Source organism: Serinicoccus chungangensis (assembly GCF_006337125.1).
Taxonomy (GTDB): Bacteria; Actinomycetota; Actinomycetes; order Actinomycetales; family Dermatophilaceae; genus Ornithinicoccus; species Ornithinicoccus chungangensis.
In genome coordinates, this window is sequence record NZ_CP040887.1 from 2245268 (window position 1) to 2262904 (window position 17637).

16 protein-coding genes are annotated in these 17637 nt (G+C 73.5%); 7 read left to right on the forward strand and 9 right to left on the reverse strand.

All coding sequences use genetic code 11. The features are described from left to right. Positions 1-9: 9 nt before the first annotated feature. The gene (locus FHD63_RS10225; protein WP_139721971.1) at positions 10-1146 is read left to right on the forward strand and encodes a dipeptidase; all 1137 of its coding nucleotides are present in this window, start codon (positions 10-12) and stop codon (positions 1144-1146) included. Between the two features lie 47 nt (positions 1147-1193). Here FHD63_RS10225 and FHD63_RS10230 read toward each other — a convergent pair whose 3' ends face one another. Together FHD63_RS10230 and FHD63_RS10235 are read right to left on the reverse strand one after the other, a co-directional pair. Next, complete coding sequence (locus FHD63_RS10230) at positions 1194-1913, reverse strand: maleylpyruvate isomerase family mycothiol-dependent enzyme (RefSeq protein ID WP_139721972.1); 720 nt, start codon at positions 1911-1913, stop codon at positions 1194-1196. A gap of 1 nt (position 1914) precedes the next feature. After that, on the reverse strand, positions 1915-4560 hold the full coding sequence (locus FHD63_RS10235; RefSeq protein ID WP_174964978.1) for an FtsK/SpoIIIE family DNA translocase: 2646 nt from the start codon (positions 4558-4560) through the stop codon (positions 1915-1917). Between the two features lie 387 nt (positions 4561-4947). Here FHD63_RS10235 and FHD63_RS10240 point away from each other — a divergent pair, with 387 nt between their 5' ends. Further along, entirely contained in the window at positions 4948-5343 is a 396-nt protein-coding gene (locus FHD63_RS10240; RefSeq protein WP_139721974.1) for a 2TM domain-containing protein, read from the forward strand. A gap of 13 nt (positions 5344-5356) precedes the next feature. Continuing rightward, the gene (locus FHD63_RS10245) at positions 5357-5722 is read left to right on the forward strand and encodes a 2TM domain-containing protein (RefSeq protein WP_139721975.1); all 366 of its coding nucleotides are present in this window, start codon (positions 5357-5359) and stop codon (positions 5720-5722) included. 88 nt (positions 5723-5810) lie between these two features. On the opposite strand, the gene FHD63_RS10250 is transcribed toward FHD63_RS10245, so the two are convergent. Next, positions 5811-7496, reverse strand: a complete 1686-nt coding sequence (locus FHD63_RS10250; RefSeq protein WP_139721976.1) for a ribonuclease J — start codon at positions 7494-7496, stop codon at positions 5811-5813. A gap of 150 nt (positions 7497-7646) precedes the next feature. Between FHD63_RS10250 and FHD63_RS10255 the strand changes: the two genes are divergently transcribed. The 4 genes from FHD63_RS10255 to FHD63_RS10270 are packed head-to-tail and all read left to right on the forward strand — an operon-like array spanning position 7647 to position 12295. Next, a complete protein-coding gene (locus tag FHD63_RS10255; RefSeq protein ID WP_139721977.1) occupies positions 7647-8477 on the forward strand; it encodes a DMT family transporter in 831 nt (276 codons plus the stop codon). 38 nt (positions 8478-8515) lie between these two features. After that, positions 8516-9337, forward strand: a complete 822-nt coding sequence (locus FHD63_RS10260) for a thymidylate synthase (RefSeq protein WP_139721978.1) — start codon at positions 8516-8518, stop codon at positions 9335-9337. 11 nt (positions 9338-9348) lie between these two features. Beyond that, positions 9349-10314 carry a dihydrofolate reductase gene (locus FHD63_RS10265; protein WP_238705619.1) on the forward strand — a complete coding sequence of 322 codons (966 nt, stop codon included), beginning with the start codon at positions 9349-9351 and terminating at the stop codon, positions 10312-10314. A gap of 46 nt (positions 10315-10360) precedes the next feature. Then, positions 10361-12295: a S9 family peptidase gene (locus FHD63_RS10270; RefSeq protein WP_139721980.1), complete on the forward strand. Its 1935-nt coding sequence runs from the start codon at positions 10361-10363 to the stop codon at positions 12293-12295. A gap of 48 nt (positions 12296-12343) precedes the next feature. On the opposite strand, the gene FHD63_RS10275 is transcribed toward FHD63_RS10270, so the two are convergent. The 6 genes from FHD63_RS10275 to FHD63_RS10300 are packed head-to-tail and all read right to left on the reverse strand — an operon-like array spanning position 12344 to position 17601. After that, positions 12344-14281, reverse strand: a complete 1938-nt coding sequence (locus tag FHD63_RS10275) for a GNAT family N-acetyltransferase (RefSeq protein WP_139721981.1) — start codon at positions 14279-14281, stop codon at positions 12344-12346. Continuing rightward, positions 14278-14877, reverse strand: a complete 600-nt coding sequence (locus FHD63_RS10280) for a GNAT family N-acetyltransferase (RefSeq protein WP_139721982.1) — start codon at positions 14875-14877, stop codon at positions 14278-14280. Before FHD63_RS10280 ends, FHD63_RS10275 begins: the two co-directional genes overlap by 4 nt. Positions 14878-14929: 52 nt before the next feature. After that, entirely contained in the window at positions 14930-15412 is a 483-nt protein-coding gene (locus tag FHD63_RS10285; RefSeq protein ID WP_139721983.1) for an SRPBCC family protein, read from the reverse strand. Continuing rightward, complete coding sequence (locus FHD63_RS10290; RefSeq protein WP_139721984.1) at positions 15409-15738, reverse strand: ArsR/SmtB family transcription factor; 330 nt, start codon at positions 15736-15738, stop codon at positions 15409-15411. The genes FHD63_RS10285 and FHD63_RS10290 overlap by 4 nt, the downstream gene beginning before the upstream one ends. Positions 15739-15784: 46 nt before the next feature. Continuing rightward, positions 15785-16036, reverse strand: coding sequence for a hypothetical protein (locus FHD63_RS10295; protein WP_139721985.1), 252 nt, complete (start codon positions 16034-16036; stop codon positions 15785-15787). After that, complete coding sequence (locus FHD63_RS10300) at positions 16036-17601, reverse strand: acyl-CoA carboxylase subunit beta (RefSeq protein WP_139721986.1); 1566 nt, start codon at positions 17599-17601, stop codon at positions 16036-16038. The genes FHD63_RS10295 and FHD63_RS10300 overlap by 1 nt, the downstream gene beginning before the upstream one ends. Between the last annotated feature and the right edge of the window lie 36 nt (positions 17602-17637).

Below are 17637 nucleotides of genomic sequence, written 5' to 3' on the forward strand. Positions count from 1 at the left end.
GATGTGCCCATGGAGCAGCACACGCACCCCCGGTCCGGGACCGGTCGGCACCTGGTCGTCGACGGCCACAACGACCTGCCCTGGGCGCTGCGCGAGCTGGTCGGGGCCGAGGACGGCCCGCAGGTGGACCTGCGCTCGGGGACGGGGGCACGCGGCCTGCACACGGACCTGCCTCGGCTGCGCCGGGGAGGGGTGGGCGGACAGTTCTGGTCCGTCTACGTCCCGTCCTCCCTGGGCGAGGCCCAGGCGGTGGTGGCCACGCTCGAGCAGGTCGACCTCGTGCACCGCCTGGTGGAGCGGTATGCCGACCACCTCGCCCTCGCGACGACCGCCGCCCAGGTGCGCGAGGCGATGGCGCAGGGCCGGGTCGCGTCGCTGCTGGGCGCCGAGGGCGGGCACTCGATCGGGTCCTCGCTGGGGGTGCTGCGGGTGCTGCACCGGCTGGGCGTGCGCTACCTCACCCTGACCCACAACCACAACACCCCCTGGGCGGACAGCGCCACGGACGAGCCGGAGCACGGCGGCCTCACGGGCTTCGGCCGCGAGGTGGTCGGTGAGCTCAACCGCCTCGGCATGCTCGTGGACCTCTCGCACGTGGCGGCCACGACGATGCGCGACGCGCTGGAGGTGTCGACCGCGCCCGTGCTCTTCAGCCACTCCGACGCCCGAGCCCTGTGCCCCTCGCCGCGCAACGTGCCGGACGACGTGCTGGCCTCGATGGCCTCCGCGGGAGGGGTGTGCATGGCGACGTTCGTGCCGCAGTTCGTCTCCCCCGCCTGCTGGCGGTGGCAGGTCGAGGCGCGCGAGGCGGCGCACGGCGCCGGGCTCGACCCCAACGACCACCCCTCGATGACCCGCTTCGCCGTGTCCTGGGAGGAGCGGCACCCTCGGCCGGTGGCGACGCTGCAGCAGGTGGCCGACCACCTGGACCACCTGCGTGCCGTCGCCGGCGTCGAGCACGTCGGGCTCGGCGGGGACTTCGACGGCACCGAGCAGGTCGTCGTCGGTCTGGAGGACGTCGCGGCCTACCCCGCCCTGCTCACCGAGCTCGCGGGCCGAGGCTGGTCCTCGGCCGACCTGGACGCGCTGACGCACGGCAACGTCCTGCGGGTGCTGCAGGACGTCGAGGACGTGGCGCGGGCCTGAGCCCGCGGCGGGCGGCGCCGACGGGACGGGCCCGGGCAGCGGCCGTCTCAGAGCCAGGCGGGCAGCTCCGGCAGCGCACCGCCGGTGACCCGGACCGGCAGCGTGGCGGACCGCCCGGTCACCCAGGCGGCGAGCCCGCGGACGTCGCCGACCACCTGCGGCGCGTCCGGCCCCGGACGGCCGACCTCCCAGCGGGCCTCGCCGTCCTGCTCGCGCAGGACCAGGCTCGGGTGACCCTCCACGCGGGAGCGTCGACGGGTGACGTCACCGAGCAGGGCGTGGGCGAAGCCCTCGGGGAGGTCCTGGTCGGAGGCCGCGGCACCGAGGTCGAGCGCGTGCAGGAAGACCTCCCGCGCCCTCAGCCAGGGGATCGTGTCGGCGGCGATCGCGGTGCCCTGCCGGACCCGCACCCGCGCCTGCCACTGCTCGGGCCCGAGCCGGTCCATGCCCTCCGCCAGCACCCGGGCGTCGTCGCGGGAGCGCTGCCGCAGGTCCTCCGCCGGCGCCGACGCCAGCTCCTCGATGTCGGCGTCGCGGGACTCCGGCGAGGCATACATCGGCGTCTCGACCCCGGTCCGCGCCCAGGTCACGAGGTGGTCGAGGGCCCGCGCGTTGAGCGCGACGTGCGCCACGACGTGTGCCCGGCTCCAGCCCGGCAGGAGCGAGGGCGCCCGCAGCGCGGGGTCCTCGACCGCCTCGAGCGTGGCCTCCCAGAGCCGGGTGCCGGCGGCCACCCACTCCAGCGAGCTCCGGCGCCCGGGGGCCACGTCAGTCGCGCCCCGTGAGCGACCAGGCGTCCTCGCTCTCGGGCTCCTCCTCGTCCTCGACGTAGGTGCCGCTGATCGGGTCGCCGTCGTAGCGGCTGTCCCGACGGGGCCCGGGGGCGGGTGCGCCGTCGCCGAGCGGGGAGCCGGGGACCTCCTCGTCGTCGTCCGCCACGTCGGTCGGGTCGGCGTCGAAGGGGGCGCTGTCGGTCTCCACCTCGGGACGAGGCGGGTCCTGGCCCTGCAGCAGCGCGAGGGTGGTCTCGAGGTCGTCCGGCTTGACGAGCACGTCGCGGGCCTTGCTGCCCTCGGACGGCCCGACGATGCCCCGGCTCTCCATGAGGTCCATGAGGCGGCCGGCCTTGGCGAAGCCGACGCGCAGCTTGCGCTGCAGCATCGAGGTCGAGCCGAACTGGGTCGTGATGACCTGCTCGGTCGCCTGGAGGAGGAGGTCGAGGTCGTCGCCGATGTCCTCGTCGATCTGCTTCTTGGCCGGAGCGGCGATGACCTCCTCGACGTACTTCGGCTTGAGCTGGCCGGTGACGTGCGCGACGACGTCGTGGATCTCGGACTCGGTGACCCAGGACCCCTGCACGCGCATCGTCTTGCTGGCGCCCATGGGCAGGAACAGCGCGTCGCCCATGCCGATGAGCTTCTCCGCCCCCGGCTGGTCCAGCACGACCCGGGAGTCGGCGAGCGAGGACGTCGCGAAGGCCATCCGGCTCGGCACGTTGGCCTTGATGAGGCCGGTGACCACGTCGACGCTGGGGCGCTGCGTGGCGAGCACGAGGTGGATGCCGGCGGCCCGGGCGAGCTGGGTGATGCGCACCACCGACTCCTCGACGTCGCGCGGCGCGACCATCATGAGGTCGGCGAGCTCGTCGACCACGACGAGCAGGTAGGGGTAGGGCTGCAGGACGCGCTCCGACCCCGGTGGCGGCGTGACCTTGCCGGCCCGGATGGCCTTGTTGAAGTCGTCGATGTGCTTGTAGCCGAACGCCGCGAGGTCGTCGTAGCGGTGGTCCATCTCCTTGACCACCCAGGCGAGGGCCTCGGCGGCCTTCTTGGGGCTGGTGATGATCGGGGTGATGAGGTGCGGGATGCCTTCGTACGCCGTCAGCTCGACCCGCTTGGGGTCGACGAGGATGAGGCGCACCTCGTCGGGGGTCGACCGCATGAGGATCGAGGTGATCATCGAGTTGACGAAGCTCGACTTGCCGGAGCCGGTGGCGCCGGCGACGAGCATGTGCGGCATCTTGGCGAGGTTGGCGATGACGTAGCCGCCCTCGACGTCCTTGCCGACGCCCATGACCATCGGGTGGGTGTTGTTGCGGGCCGTCTGGCTGCGCAGGACGTCGCCGAGGCTGACGTTCTCCCGGTCCGCGTTGGGGATCTCCACCCCGACCGCCGACTTGCCCGGGATCGGGGACAGGATGCGGACGTCGGCGCTGGCGACGGCATACGCGATGTTCTTGGACAACGCGGTGATCCGCTCGACCTTGACCCCGGGCCCGAGCTCGACCTCGTAGCGGGTGACCGTCGGCCCCCGGCTGAAGTCGGTCACCTGGGCGTCGATGTTGAAGTCCTCGAGCACGCCCGTCAGCGCCTCGACCACCTTGTCGTTGGCCTCCGAGCGCTCCTTGTGCGGGGTGCCGGGCTTGAGCAGCGCCGACTCCGGCAGGGTGTAGGTGACGTCCCCCGCGAGCTGCAGCTGCTCCACGCGCTGCGGCAGCTGGGCGGTCGGCGGCGCCTCGAGCTCGGTCTTGGCCGCCTTGGCCTTCTCCACCGCGGTGGGGGCGGCAGGTCGCTTCTGCCCGGGTCGGGGGCCGGGGATCTCGTCGGTGGAGTCGCCCTGGGCGTCCGCCGCGGGGGCGGTCCTCGACCCGGGGCGAGGGGCGGCCTTGGCCGCCGACCTGCCGGTCGTGGGCGCGGCCACCTCGCCCGTGCTGTCGTCCTCGGCGGCGGCCTTCCGGGCGGCGGTGCGCCGGCTGCGCCTCGCGGCGCGGTCGACCTCCGCGGCCTGGTCGAAGGGCACGTCACCGTCGCGCGGGCCGTCGAGGTCGCCGGCCCCGCGGCGACGGCGCGGCACCGGGTTGCCGTCGGCGTCGACCTCGTCGAAACGGGCGGAGTCGAAGAGCTGCTGCTCGACCTCGCGGATGCGGTCGGGGATGCGGTGGACCGGGGTGCGCGTCAGCACGAGGAAGCCGAACACCCCGAGCAGGGTGAGCACGATGTAGGCCCCGGTGACGGTGATCGCCGACGCCGGGATCGAGGAGGCCATGAAGCCCAGGATCCCGCCGGAGCGCTGCAGCACCGCCGAGCCCTCGGCGTAGTCCGGGTTGCCGGTCGCGAGGTGGGTGATGCCGCTGGCGGCCACGAGCATGGCGGTGACGCCGATGCTCATCCGGTTCGTCGCCTGCTGCTCCCCCGGCGCCCGGAAGAGCCGGACGGCGAAGAAGAGGAGCACCGCCGGGAGGACGAGCGCCACCCGCCCGAAGGTGCCCGCCGCGGCGACGTGGATGACGTCGCCGACGTAGCCGTCCAGACCCCACCACTCCCGCAGGGCCACGACCAGGGCCAGCGCGAGCAGGACGAAACCCGCTCCGTCACGGCGGTGCTCGGGGTCCAGGTCGTGGGCCGTGTCGGTCATGGCCCGCACCGTGCCCCCGGTGACCCCGGCGATGCCGCGCAGCGCCCGGCCCGGCAGGGAGGGGCCGTCGGCCGGTCGAGACGCGGCGGGCTTGCCCCGGCCCGAGGCCGCCGAGCCGCGGCCCTTGGTGGTCGTCGACCGGCTCGCGGGGCGCCGGGAGGCGCCGCCGGAGCCGGCTCGGGTCGAGGTCACAGTCTTGGCCACGGTCGCACGGTACCCAATGGCCACCGTCGCCACAGGGGTCCCACGCCGTCCGTCACCGGACCGGGGGCCGGACCACCCTCTCGTGACGACCCACCCAGGACGTCGCTGACAGGTGTCATGCCACCCGGGGCACCGCGACGCCTAGCGTCGACGGCATACCGTCCGACACAGCGAGGAGCTGCCATGACCACCCCGGTGCAGGGCCCCACCAGCCCGTTCGACAGGACCGGCCCGACGGACACCCCGCCGCCGCTGCCCAGGCCGGGGACGGGCGGGGTGGAGGAGGTGCCCGGGCGGGCGGATCGGGCGCAGGTACCCGGCCTGCCCTCGCCCGGCGGGTTCCCGGTCCCCCCGGGCTGGACGGGGTGCGGCACCTCCGGCAGGGGCGACCTGGCCGACAGTCGACGGCGGGTCGCGCGCGCGGCGGCGCTCGTCGGCCTGCTCGTCGCCGTCTGGGCGGTGAGCGGTGGGGGCCACTTCTGGCCCGCCTGGGTCATGATCGGCTGGGGGGCCTGCCTCGTGCCCGACATCACGCGGCTCTCCGAGGAGCGCAGGGCTCGTGGCCGTGCCCCGTCCTGAGTACGCTGGAACGGTGAGCCAGCCACCGCAGGGACCGCACGACCCGGTCGGGGGGAGCTTCCCGCTGCAGCCCTACCGGCCGCACACCGAGCTCGACCCCGAGATGCGCGAGCGCGCCCTGCAGCGCCTGCAGCAGCGCAAGGAGTTCGCCCAGCACCTGTCGGTGTACCTCATCGTCATGACGCTCCTCACCGCCATCTGGCTGGTCACCGGCAGGGGCTACTACTGGCCGGTCTGGCCGATGATGGGCTGGGGCGTCGGCGTCGCCATCCACGCGACCACGCTGCGGCTGGACCGCGAGCCCACCGAGGCCCAGATCGCCGAGGAGGCCGCCCGACTGCGCCGCCGGCTCGGCCGCCCGGACCACCCCGAGGACTGAGCGCCCCCACACCGTGACGCGGGCAGGACCGCTGCGTCGGCAGCGGTCCTGCCCGCGCGGGGCGGGGGTGGCGGGTGCGGGTGCCGGCTCAGGCGTCGATGACGACGGGGATGATCATCGGGCGGCGGCGCAGCTTGTTGCCGACGAACGAGCCGACCGTGCGCCGGATGACCTGCTGCAGCTGGTAGCTGTCCTGGGTCCCCGTGCGCTGGGCCTCCTCGAGCGCCGCGACCAGCTTGGGCCGGACCCGCTCGAAGACGTCCTCACCCTCGGCGAAGCCTCGCGTCGAGATCTCCGGACCCGCCGCGATCGCCCCGGACGAGGCGTCCCGGACGACGATGATCGTCACGAAGCCCTCGTCGCGCAGGATCCGACGGTCCTTGAGCATCGTCTCGTCCGCGGCGCCGACGAGCGAGCCGTCCACGTAGACGTAGCCGCAGTCGACGGCGCCCGCGATGCGGACCTTCCCGTCGACGAGGTCGACGACGACGCCGTCCTCGGCGATCACGACGTTGTCGCGCGGCACGCCGGTCTGGACGGCCAGGTCGGCGTTGGCGACCATGTGCCGCCACTCGCCGTGCACGGGGAGCACGTTGCGGGGGCGCACGATGTTGTAGCAGTAGAGCAGCTCGCCGGCGCTGGCGTGGCCGGAGACGTGCACGAGCGCGTTCTCCTTGTGGACGACGTCCGCCCCACGTCGGGTCAGGCCGTTGATGACGCGGTAGACGGCGTTCTCGTTGCCGGGGATGAGGGAGGAGGCGAGCAGCACGGTGTCGCCCTCGCCCACGTCGATCTTGTGGTCGCCGCCGGCCATGCGGGACAGCGCCGCCATCGGCTCGCCCTGGGACCCCGTGCAGATGAGCACCTGCTTGTCGTCGGGCAGCCGGGTCAGCCGGTTGAGGTCGACGACCACGCCGTCGGGGATGCGCAGGTAGCCCAGGTCGGCGGCGATGCCCATGTTGCGGATCATCGAGCGCCCGACCATGGCCACCTTGCGGCCCGACTCCTCGGCCGCGTCGAGCACCTGCTGGACGCGGTGCACGTGGGAGGAGAAGCAGGCCACGATGATGCGGCGTGCGGCGTTGTGGAAGACCCGCTCGATGGCCGGGGCGATCTGCCGCTCCGGGGTCGTGAAGCCCGGCACGTGGGCGTTGGTCGAGTCGGTCATGAACAGGTCGACGCCCTCCTCCCCCAGCCGGGCGAAGGCGCGCAGGTCGGTGATCCGGCCGTCCAGCGGCAGCTGGTCCATCTTGAAGTCGCCGGTGTGCAGGATCGTGCCGCCGGACGTGCGGATGAACACGGCCAGGGCGTCCGGGATGGAGTGGTTGACGGCCACGAACTCGCAGTCGAAGGGGCCCAGCTGCTCGCGCCCGCCCTCGGTCACGCCGAGCGTGAGCGGGGTGATCTTGTGCTCCTTGAGCTTGGCCTCGATGAGCGCCAGGGTCAGCTGGGAGCCGACGAGCGGGATGTCGGGCTTGAGCCGCAGGAGGTAGGGGACCGCGCCGATGTGGTCCTCGTGGCCGTGCGTCAGCACGATGGCGACGATGTCGTCCAGGCGGTCCTCGATGGAGCTGAAGTCCGGCAGGATGAGGTCGACGCCGGGGTGGTGCTCCTCCGGGAAGAGCACGCCGCAGTCGATGACCAGCAGCTTGCCGCGGTGCTCGATGACGGCCATGTTGCGGCCCACCTCACCGAGCCCTCCGAGCGGGATGACGCGGACGCCCCCGTCCGGAAGCGGCGGGGGCGCGGTCAGCTCGGGATGGGGGTGGCTCATGGCGACCCAGGGTAGCCGGAACCGGGGGTGCTCCTGGCACCACGTCGCCTCTGCCACGCTGCACGGTGTGGACGTGATCGCGGTCGTGCGTGACGGCATACCTCCCCCGACCCTCGCCCGGACCCGCCCGGCCGACGGAGGTCATGCGGCGTGGGCGTGATCCTGGCGCTCGGCGCCGCGGTGGCCTACGGCCTGTCCGACTTCGTCGGCGGGGTCACCTCGCGGCGCGGCTCCCCCTGGCCGGTGGCCGTCATGTGCGCCCTCGGCGGTCTGCTCGGCGCCGTGGTCGTCGCCGTCGTGACGACGGGGTCGCCCTCGGGTCCGGACCTGGCGTGGGGGGCGCTGGCCGGCGTGGGCAGCGGCCTGGGCGGCGCCTTCCTCTACCGCGGTCTGGCCGGTGGACGTATGGGGGTGGTCGCCCCGGTCTCCGCCGTGGGCGCGGCCCTGCTGCCGGTCGTCGTCGCGCTGGCGACCGGCGAACGCCCCGGCGCGCTGGTCTGGTGGGGTGTCGCGGCGGCGCTGCCCGGCATCTGGCTGGTGAGCCGCGAACCGGGTGAGCAGCGCCAGGTCGCCGCGGGGATCACCGACGGCGCGCTCGCCGGCCTGGGCTTCGGCCTCCTCTTCGCCGCCATCGGGCAGGTCCCCGACGGCGCCGGGTACTGGCCGCTGGCGGTGGCCCAGGCCGTGGGGACGGTCAGCGTGGTGGTCACCGCGACCGCGCTGGGCCAGGGCTGGCGTCCCCGCTCCGGCGTGGAGGTCGGCGGCGGACTCCTCGCGGGTGTCCTGGCGACGCTCGCCGCGCTCGGCTTCCTGCTCTCCACGCAGACCGGCCTCATGACCGTGGCGGCCGTGCTGACGTCCCTCTACCCCGCCGTGACGGTCCTGCTCGCCGCGGCGCTGCTGCGCGAGCGGGTCGGCGGTGGTCAGGGCGTCGGCCTGGCCTGCTGCGCGCTCTGCGTCGTGCTCGTCGCCGCAGGATGACGGGAGCGTCGTCGGTGCGCCCCTCTAGAGTGGGCGGCATGCAGGCATACCTCGACCTCCTGGAGCGCATCCGCACCGAGGGGGTGCGCAAGGAGGACCGCACCGGCACGGGCACGCTGTCGGTCTTCGGGCACCAGATGCGCTTCGACCTCACCGAGGGGTTCCCCGCGCTGACGACGAAGAAGCTGCACCTGCGCTCCATCGTCGGCGAGCTCATCTGGTTCCTGCGCGGCGACACCAACGTCCGGTGGCTGCAGGAGCGCGGGATCACCATCTGGGACGAGTGGGCCGACGAGCACGGCGACCTCGGACCCGTCTACGGCCACCAGTGGCGTTCCTGGCCGACCCCCGACGGCGGGACCATCGACCAGATCCAGCGCCTCGTCGAGGGCCTGCGCACCCGTCCGGACTCGCGGCGACACGTCGTCAGCGCCTGGAACGTCGCCGACGTCGACCGGATGGCCCTGCCGCCGTGCCACACGATGTTCCAGTTCTACGTCGCGCCGGCGGCGGCCGACGACCCGGACCGGCGGGGCTGGCTGTCCTGCCAGCTCTACCAGCGCAGCGCGGACACCTTCCTGGGCGTGCCCTTCAACATCGCCTCCTACGCGCTGCTGACGCACCTCGTGGCGCAGGTCACCGACCTGCGGCCCCGGGACTTCGTGCACACGCTGGGCGACGCCCACCTCTACCTCAACCACCTCGACCAGGCCGCCGAGCAGCTCACCCGCACCCCGGGGCCGCTGCCGACCCTGTGGCTCAACCCCGAGGTCCGCGAGATCGACGCGTTCGAGATCGAGGACGTCGAGGTCCGCGACTACGTCGCCGCCCCCACGATCAAGGCGCCGATCGCCGTATGACGCACGGCCCGGTGCAGCCCCCCACCGACCCGCGACTGGTCCCCGCGACCTACGTCGTCCTGCAGCGCGAGGGGCCGCAGGGCACCGAGGTGCTGCTGCAGCTGCGCCGCGGCACCCCCTTCATGGACGGCTGGTGGGCGTGCGGCGCGGCCGGCCACGTCGAGGCGGGCGAGTCGTTCCCGCAGGCGGGGGTCCGTGAGGCGCGCGAGGAGCTGGGGGTGACCCTGCGCGCCGCGGACCTGCGTCACGTCGCGACCGTGCAGCGGACCTGCGCCCTTCCGGACCTGGTCGAGCAGCGGGTCGACGTGTTCGTCACCGCCACCGCGTGGGAGGGCGAGCCCCACGTCGCCGAGGCGCACCGGGCGGCCGAGCTGCGCTGGTGGCCGCTGGAGGCCCTGCCCGACACCGTCGTGCCGCACGAGCGGCTGGCGCTGGACGCCCTGCGGGAGGGTCGCTCCGGCTCGCTGCTGGTCCACGGCTTCGAGCAGTCCCTGACCCTGGTGGCGGCGGTCGGCCGCAACGGGGTCATCGGCGACGGCTCCGCCATGCCCTGGCACCTCCCCTCCGACCTGCGCTTCTTCAAGGAGACAACGATGGGCGGGGTCCTCGTCATGGGCCGCGGCACCTGGGACTCCATCGGCCGGGCCCTGCCCGGGCGCCGGACGGTCGTCGTCACCCGGCGACGCGGCTGGTCGGCGCCCGGCGCCCAGGTCGCGCACTCCCTCGCCGAGGCCCTGCTCATCGCCGGCGACACCGAGGTCTTCGTCGTCGGCGGAGGAGAGGTCTACGCCCAGACGATCGAGCACGCCAGCCGGCTGGTCCTCACCGAGGTGGACCTCGAGCCGGAGGGCCGCACCCGCTTCCCGGCCGTCGACCCGACGGTGTGGCGCGAGGTCTCGCGCGAGCCGGGCCCGGGGGACGACGCGGTCGCGGCCTGGGTCGTGCTGGAGCGCCGCGGGGACCCGGCGGCGGGCTGAGCACCGGGGCCTGGCACGGCCCGCGCCGCGGCGTAGGGTCGAGGACGTGAAGCCCTCAGACCTCAACGCGATCCGCACCCTGTCCTCCCCCACCGTGCGGCCGGACGGCGGCGACGTCGTCGTCGCCGCCAGCCGGCCGGACACCGAGGACAACCGCTACCGCACCAGCCTGTGGCGTCTGGACCTGACCGAGGAGGGCGCGGAGCCGGTCCGCCTCACGAGCAGCACCCGGGACTCCTCCCCCCGCTACTCCCCCGACGGCCGGCTGCTGGCCTTCCTGCGCGCGGGCGAGGACGGCCCGGCCCAGCTGCACGTCATGCGCGCGGACGGCGGCGACGCCCGGGTCCTCACCGACCAGAAGCTCGGCGTGAGCAGCTTCGACTGGTCGCCCGGGAGCACCCACCTGGCGTATGCCGCCCGGGTCCCGGAGGAGGGCCGCTACGGCACCGACGACGACGTCAAGCCCGACCAGGAGGCGCCGCGTCTCATCAGCCACAGCACCTACCTCGCCGACGGCCTGGGGTACGTCCTGGACCGCCCCAGCACGATCTTCCTGCTGGACCTGGCGGACCTGCCGGCCGGTGACGCTCCCGACGCGGACGAGCTGCCGCCGAGCACCCGGCTCACCCAGGGCCAGGGGGACGACACCGAGCCCCGCTTCATCCACGGGGGCACCCGGGTGGCCTTCCTCGCCTCGCGCGACCGGCGGGGCGCCTGGGTCGCGGACACCCTGGTCCGGGACGTCTGCTCGGTCGACCTGCGCGGCAAGAGCTTCCGGCGGCACACCGATGGCACCGGGAGCGTCGGCAGCGTGACGGTGGGCGCGGACGGCACGGCGGTCTACGGGGCGAACGAGCTGGGGAGCTCGAAGCAGGACTTCGTCGCCCGCAACGCCGTGCTCCGCCGGCTCGACGGTCCGGGCGTCGCCCTGACCGACGCCGAGTCCGACCACCTGGCCTGCGCACCGGTCATCACCGCCGACGGCAGCGTCGTCGCGGCCTTCGAGCACCGCGGCGACACCGTCGTCCGGGACGTCGCCTCGGGCCGCGTCCTGCTCGAGGGCCACGTGTCGGTGTCCGCGCTGGCGACCGGGGGCGACCTGGTGGTCGCCGTCGCCGGCACGCGCACGTCGTACTCCGAGCTGTTCGTGGGGCGGGTCGGCGAGACCCTCACCCCGCGCACCGACTTCGGGCGCCACCTCCGGGACGCGGCCGACCCGATCGAGCCCGAGGAGCTGTCGGCAGCGGCGAACGACGGCTACCCGGTGCACGGCTGGCTCTTCCGCCCCACCTCCAGGCCGCGGCGCAAGGCCGGCCACCCGGTCGTCCTCATGATCCACGGCGGTCCCTACACGCAGTACTCCGGCAACCTCTTCGACGAGGCGCAGGTGCTCGCCGGGGCGGGGTATGCCGTGGTGATGGGCAACCCCCGCGGCGGCTCGGGCTACGGCGCGACCCACGGGCGGTCCGTCAAGGAGGCGATCGGCACGGTCGACGTCGCCGACCTCACCGCCCTCCTCGACCACGCGCTGACCCTGCCAGGGCTCGACGCGTCCCGGGTCGGGGTGCAGGGCGGCTCCTACGGCGGGCTCATGACGACGTGGCTCGTCGGGCACTCCGACCGGTTCACCGCCGCCATCAGCGAGCGGGCGGTCAACGCCTGGGACTCCTTCGCCGGCACCAGCGACATCGGATGGTTCTTCGCCGACGAGTACGCCGGGGCCCACCAGCACGAGCAGTCCCCGCTGACCTGGGCCGACAACATCCGCACGCCGACGCTCATCATCCACTCCGAGCGCGACTTCCGGTGCCCGCTGGAGCAGGGCCAGCGGCTGTTCGCCCGGCTGCGGCGCAACGGGGTGCCGACCCAGCTGCTCGTCTTCCCGGGCGAGGGCCACGAGCTCACCCGCAGCGGTCAACCCCGCCACCGGCAGCAGCGCTTCGAGCACATCCTCGCCTGGTGGGAGCAGCACCTGCGCTGAGACCGGGCGCGCACGGGCCCGGGCGGGCCTGGGCCCGTGCCCCGGCGCTCAGTCCAGCTCGGGCCCGTGCACCCGCTCCTCGGGGGTGCGGTGGTGGTAGGTGACGAGCTCGCTCACGCTGCGCCGGCCGATGGCATACCGCCCCTGGTCCGGCTCGAAGAGGCGGTACTCCGCGAGCGCGGCCTTCTTGACCGCCCGAGCCCGCTCGTCGAGGACGAGCCGCTCGGCCCGCTCGTCGACGACCTGCGGCACGGGGAGGAAGAACTTCGCGTCGCCGACCAGGCCGAGCCGGTGGGCGCGACGCAGCGCGCGCCCGGCCGTGGCGTGGTCGGTGTGCGGGTCGAGATAGCTCATCGTCCGGTGCGCGGCTCCGGGGTGGCGCCGGGCGTGCCGCCGGACGACCGCGAGGACCGAGTCCTCGGTGATGCCGCCGTCGGGCAGGCCCACGCGGTGCACGTCGCGACGGTCGACCCCCAGCCGGGCGACCGCGGCGCTGAACTCGCGGTCGCGCGCCGCGACGAACTCGTCCAGCCCGATGTCGCGGCCGAGCCGCCGCCTCAGGCTGTGGATCGCCTGCGACCCCTCCCCGGGCGTGAGCAGCACGATGACGTGCCGGCGGTCCGGTTCGGAGGCGATGGCACCCCCCATGAAGATGGACTCGTCGTCCGGGTGCGGGACGTACCAGACGGTCACGGCCCGGGTCAGCCTCCGCGTGCGCGCGACCCGCTTGGCCTGCTGCGCGGCGGGCTCGGGCATCCGGGCGATGGTGGCGCGGACCCCGCGGCGCACCGCCCGGCGCCAGCGCGGCTGGCCGCCGTCGGTCCGGGCGGTGGCGGGAGCGGGCCGGGCCGTGCCCCCTGCGGGAGCGGGGGCTGCGGGGGACGACGACGACGGCGGCGCCTTCGTGGGCGACACCGGCTCGGCCTTCGTCGGCGCCGACGCCGGCCTCGCCGCCGGGGGCCGGGGCGGCTTGAGCAGGTAGCGGTAGGTGGGGCGCTGGTGCGGGGTCCACTCGAACTTCCAGGGGTACTTCCCCGCCCCGAGGTCGAACTCGTCGGCCAGGTCGTGCTCGGTGACGTGCTCGAGGATCGCCAGCTGGAGCACCTTGCCCATCCGGTAGCGCTCGAACTCGGGCCGGTAGGCGCTGTTCCAGGACAGCAGCCGGCGACCGTCCCGGAAGACGGTGCGGTAGGCCAGCACGCGACCGGTCGCCGGGTCCTCGCCGTCGAGGAACGCGAAGGTCAGCGCGTCGTCGGTCGTGGTGAACACCTGACGGATGTGCTCGGTCCGCCGGTCGTCGTCGTAGAGCGAGTGGCGCTCGGAGCGCGCGTGGGTCTCGACGAGGTGGTTCTTCTCGGCGCGGTGCACCTCGGCGATGCGGTCGAGGATGCCGTGCTCGTCGCCGGTGAAGGTGTGCAGGTGGACGTCGTGCTCCCGCTGCAGCTTGCGGAGGTACTTGCCGGTGTGCGACGGCGCCGACCAGGGTTCGCGCAGGTCGATCCAGGGGTTCTCGATGAGGAAGGCGAGCCGGCGGTGGTGGTCCTGGGAGGTGCGGACGTGCCACGCGAAGGCCGACTCCGAGGGTATGCCGGTCAGCTGCACCACCTGCGCCTCGTCGTCCGCGACGACCCGGTCCAGCTCGGCGAGGACGTGGCCGGAGACCGTCTGCGGGTTTGCGACCGACGGACCGTGGGCGTGGAGGACGGACAGGTAGTCGCCGTGGCTGGCCCAGCGCAGGACGGTCACCGGCTCCCCCTCCCGCTTCTCCGGGCGCAGGGCGAACGGCCCCACCCCGACGAGCTGGCCCTCCTGGCGCACCAGCACCACGTGCAGCCGGTAGCCCGGGGCGTGCCGGTAGCTCTCCCACCAGGCGGAGACGAAGCGGTGGCTCGTGTAGTAGGACTCCCCCGGCCGCTCCAGCGCCTCCCACTCCGCGCGCAGTGCGGCGAGGTCCTCGGTCGTCCGGCAGATCGACGTCTCGATCATCGGGCGGGGATCTCCACCCAGGTCGGCAGCGTCAGGGTCCGCCGGTGGTCCTTGAGGAAGACGTGCTGCCGGGTGCGCCGGGCCCCGAACGCGGCGTAGGAGGCGCGGGACGCCCGGTTCTTCCGGGAGATCATCGTGACCCCCCGCACCTTGCCCTCGTCGGCGAGGATCTCCAGCCGTCGAGCGATGGAGAAGGCGTGCAGCCCGCGCCGCCGGTGGGCGACGAAGACGTGGTCGTCCCAGAAGTACGCCTCGCGCGGCGACACCCGCAGCCGCAGGTGGATCCGGGCGTTCTCGGTGTCGCCGTAGGTGAGGTGGCAGTAGCCGCACGGCTCGCCGTCCTCGTCCCGGATGACGAGGGTGCGGTCCGCGGGGTGCTGCAGCCGCTCCACGAGCAGCCGGTGCTTGCGCTCGTTGAGGTCGTCGGGGTAGTCGCGCCGCATCTGGTCCAGGACGGCCTCGGTCGCGTCCTCGAGCGTCCGGGAGCCGTCAGCCCTCGGTCCGGGGCCCTGGACCGGGAAGACATAGGTGTCGAGCACCTCGCGCTTGCGCCAGGACTGCTGCCACGACGCGGGGACCAGGGACCTCAGCGGCATGCCCGTCATGCTAGACGACGCGTCCTGCCGCACCGCGGCACCCGAACAGTCCTCAGGGGGACAGGGAGGACGGGAGCCGGTCGAGCACGTCGTTCCACCCCTGCTCGGCGCCACCGTCCGGCTCGTGCTCCGTCGAGGTATGCCGCACCGTCACCTCGGTGCCGCCGTCGACCGGCACGAACGTCACCTCCACCGTGTCCACCGCCGTGTCCACCGCCGTGTCCACCGCCGTGTCCACCGCCGTGTCCACCGCCGTGTCCGCCGGAGCGCCCTCCTCCGGGTCGTCGACCCACGTCCAGGTCATGACGAAGCGGTGCGGGGGGTCGTGCTCGAGGAAGACCCCCTCCACCCCCACGCCGACGGCCCTGGCCATGATGCTCAGCCGTCCGCCCGGCCGCGGGTCGATCTCGTAGGTCGTGTCCGACCACTGCGGCCACCACCACCTGGACAGCTCAGCCGGGTCCATCCACGCCTGGAAGGCACGGTGACCGTCGACGGGCACGTGCCGGGTGACCGTGATGGTGCTGCTGCTCATGAGTCGCTCCCGTCCGTCTCAGCTGTGAGGTGATCGACCATGCGGTCCAGCTGGTTGCCCCAGAAGAGGCGGTGCTGCATGGCCCAGGTCACCAGCGGGTCCAGGCTCCCCGGCACCAGCTCCACGGTGACGACCCGGCCGGACTTCGTGCGCCGGACGAGCCCGCCCTCCTCGAGACGGTCGAGGTGACGCATCACCGCGGGGACACTGACCTGCAGCAGCTCGGCCAACGCGCTGACGGTGGCGGGCCCGTCGGCCAGGCGCTCGACCACCCGGCGACGAGGCTCACTGGCGATGGCGCCGGCCGCCGCGTCCACGATGTCCATGACGGCACGCTACCTCATACTTAGCATATGTGTGAAGTATTGCTGCTCATGACCTCCGGGAGCGCTGGCGACCCAGGAGGTAGCTGCCGACGGTGAGCAGCGTCGCGCCGAGGCATATGGCGATCGGCCCGACGATCTCCTGCCACTGGACCGGGAAGCTCGGCTCGATCTCCTGGTAGGCGAACCACCCGAAGCTCCGGGGCGTGCTGAGCCACAGGAGGACGCCGCCCAGCACCGCCAGCGTGCCCGCCCCTGCCAGCGCCCACGCGGTGGCGGCGGGCCCACGACCGATGGACATCAGACCGGGGGGATGCTGCGGTGGCGGGTGGAGAAGTGCCGGTCCCGGCGGGCGGCATACCGGAGGCGGTGCACGACCTCGGCGCGCAGGTCCTCGGGCTCGGTGATCGCGTCGATGACGAGGTCTGAGGCGAGCCGCTCCAGGTCGACATCCTCGAGGTACTCGGCGCGGCGGGCGTCGATGAAGTCCTGCCGCTCCTGAGGGTCCTCGATCTCGGCGATCTTGTTGGCGTAGACCGCGTTGACCGCGGCCTCGGGGCCCATGACCGCGATCCGGGCCGTGGGGAGGGCGATGGTCGCCTCGGGACCGAAGCCCGGCCCGCCCATGGCGTAGAGGCCCGCGCCGTACGCCTTGCGCAGCACGATGCACAGCTGCGGCACCGTGGCCTCGGACACCGCCGACACCATCTTGGCGCCGTGCCGGATGATCCCGCCGCGCTCGACCTCGGAGCCGATCATGAAGCCGGGCACGTCGGCGAGGTAGAGCAGCGGGATGCCGTAGGCGTCGCACAGCCAGATGAAGCGCGCGGCCTTGTCGGCGGAGTCGGTGAAGAGGACGCCGCCCTTGACCGCCGAGTTGTTGGCCACGATGCCCACGGTCTGCCCGTCGACCCTCCCCAGGCCGACCACGAGCTCGGCGGCGAACAGCGGCTTGACCTCGAAGAAGCTGTCGTCGTCGACCAGCCCGTCGATGACGTCGTGCACGTCGAAGGGCACCGACTCGGCCTCGGGCACAGTATGCCGCTCCAGCGGCCGCGCGGGCTCCTCGGCCTCGTAGGCGGGGACGGGGGCGCGCCACGACTCGGGCAGGTAGGAGAAGAAGTGCCGGGCGAGCTCGATCGCCTCGGTGTCGTCGGCGGCGAGCAGGTCTCCGACCCCCGAGACGGTGCAGTGCATCCGCGCCCCGCCCATCTCCTCCAGCGAGACCTTCTCCCCCACGACCATCTCGGCCATCCGCGGGCTGCCGAGGTACATCGACGCGTTGCCCTCGACCATGATGATGAGGTCGGTGAAGCTGGGGATGTAGGCACCGCCGGCCGCGCTCGGCCCGAAGAGGCAGCAGATCTGCGGCACCTTGCCGGAGAGCGCGACCTGGTTGTGGAAGATCCGCCCGGCGCCGCGCCGGCCCGGGAAGAGGTCGACCTGGTCGGTGATGCGGGCGCCGGCCGAGTCCACGAACCAGAAGATCGGCAGCTCCTCGCGCAGCGCCGCCTCGGTCGCCCGGATGATCTTCTCGACGGTGCGCGCGCCCCACGACCCGGCCTTGACCGTCGGGTCGTTCGCGACGACGATCGCCGCGCGCCCGTCGACCTCCCCGCGACCGGTGACGACGCCGTCCGCCGGCAGCGTGCCCGCGGTCGCGTTGGCATACCGGCCGTCCTCGACGAAGGTGCCCTCGTCGAAGAGCAGGGCGATGCGCTCCCGCACGTAGAGCTTGTCCTGGGAGTCCAGCTTGGCGCGGGCCCGCTCGCTCGGCTCCGCCGAGGCACGGTATGCCGCGCCCAGCCGGTCTCGGAGGTCGGCGACCCGAGGGTCCCCGGGGGTGTCGGCCGCGCTGCTGCTCATCAACGTCCGTCCTCTTCTGTGCTGGCGTCCGGCGAG

Bases quoted from the DNA above. Each gene is read 5' to 3' on its own strand.
- FHD63_RS10225 (WP_139721971.1), top strand. From the start codon at position 10: ATGGAGCAGCACACGCACCCCCGGTCCGGGACCGGTCGGCACCTGGTC.
- FHD63_RS10235 (WP_174964978.1), bottom strand. From the start codon at position 4,560: ATGACCGACACGGCCCACGACCTGGACCCCGAGCACCGCCGTGACGGA.
- FHD63_RS10240 (WP_139721974.1), top strand. From the start codon at position 4,948: ATGACCACCCCGGTGCAGGGCCCCACCAGCCCGTTCGACAGGACCGGC.
- FHD63_RS10250 (WP_139721976.1), bottom strand. From the start codon at position 7,496: ATGAGCCACCCCCATCCCGAGCTGACCGCGCCCCCGCCGCTTCCGGAC.
- FHD63_RS10260 (WP_139721978.1), top strand. From the start codon at position 8,516: ATGCAGGCATACCTCGACCTCCTGGAGCGCATCCGCACCGAGGGGGTG.
- FHD63_RS10275 (WP_139721981.1), bottom strand. From the start codon at position 14,281: ATGATCGAGACGTCGATCTGCCGGACGACCGAGGACCTCGCCGCACTG.
- FHD63_RS10280 (WP_139721982.1), bottom strand. From the start codon at position 14,877: ATGCCGCTGAGGTCCCTGGTCCCCGCGTCGTGGCAGCAGTCCTGGCGC.
- FHD63_RS10285 (WP_139721983.1), bottom strand. From the start codon at position 15,412: ATGAGCAGCAGCACCATCACGGTCACCCGGCACGTGCCCGTCGACGGT.
- FHD63_RS10290 (WP_139721984.1), bottom strand. From the start codon at position 15,738: ATGGACATCGTGGACGCGGCGGCCGGCGCCATCGCCAGTGAGCCTCGT.
- FHD63_RS10295 (WP_139721985.1), bottom strand. From the start codon at position 16,036: ATGTCCATCGGTCGTGGGCCCGCCGCCACCGCGTGGGCGCTGGCAGGG.
- FHD63_RS10300 (WP_139721986.1), bottom strand. From the start codon at position 17,601: ATGAGCAGCAGCGCGGCCGACACCCCCGGGGACCCTCGGGTCGCCGAC.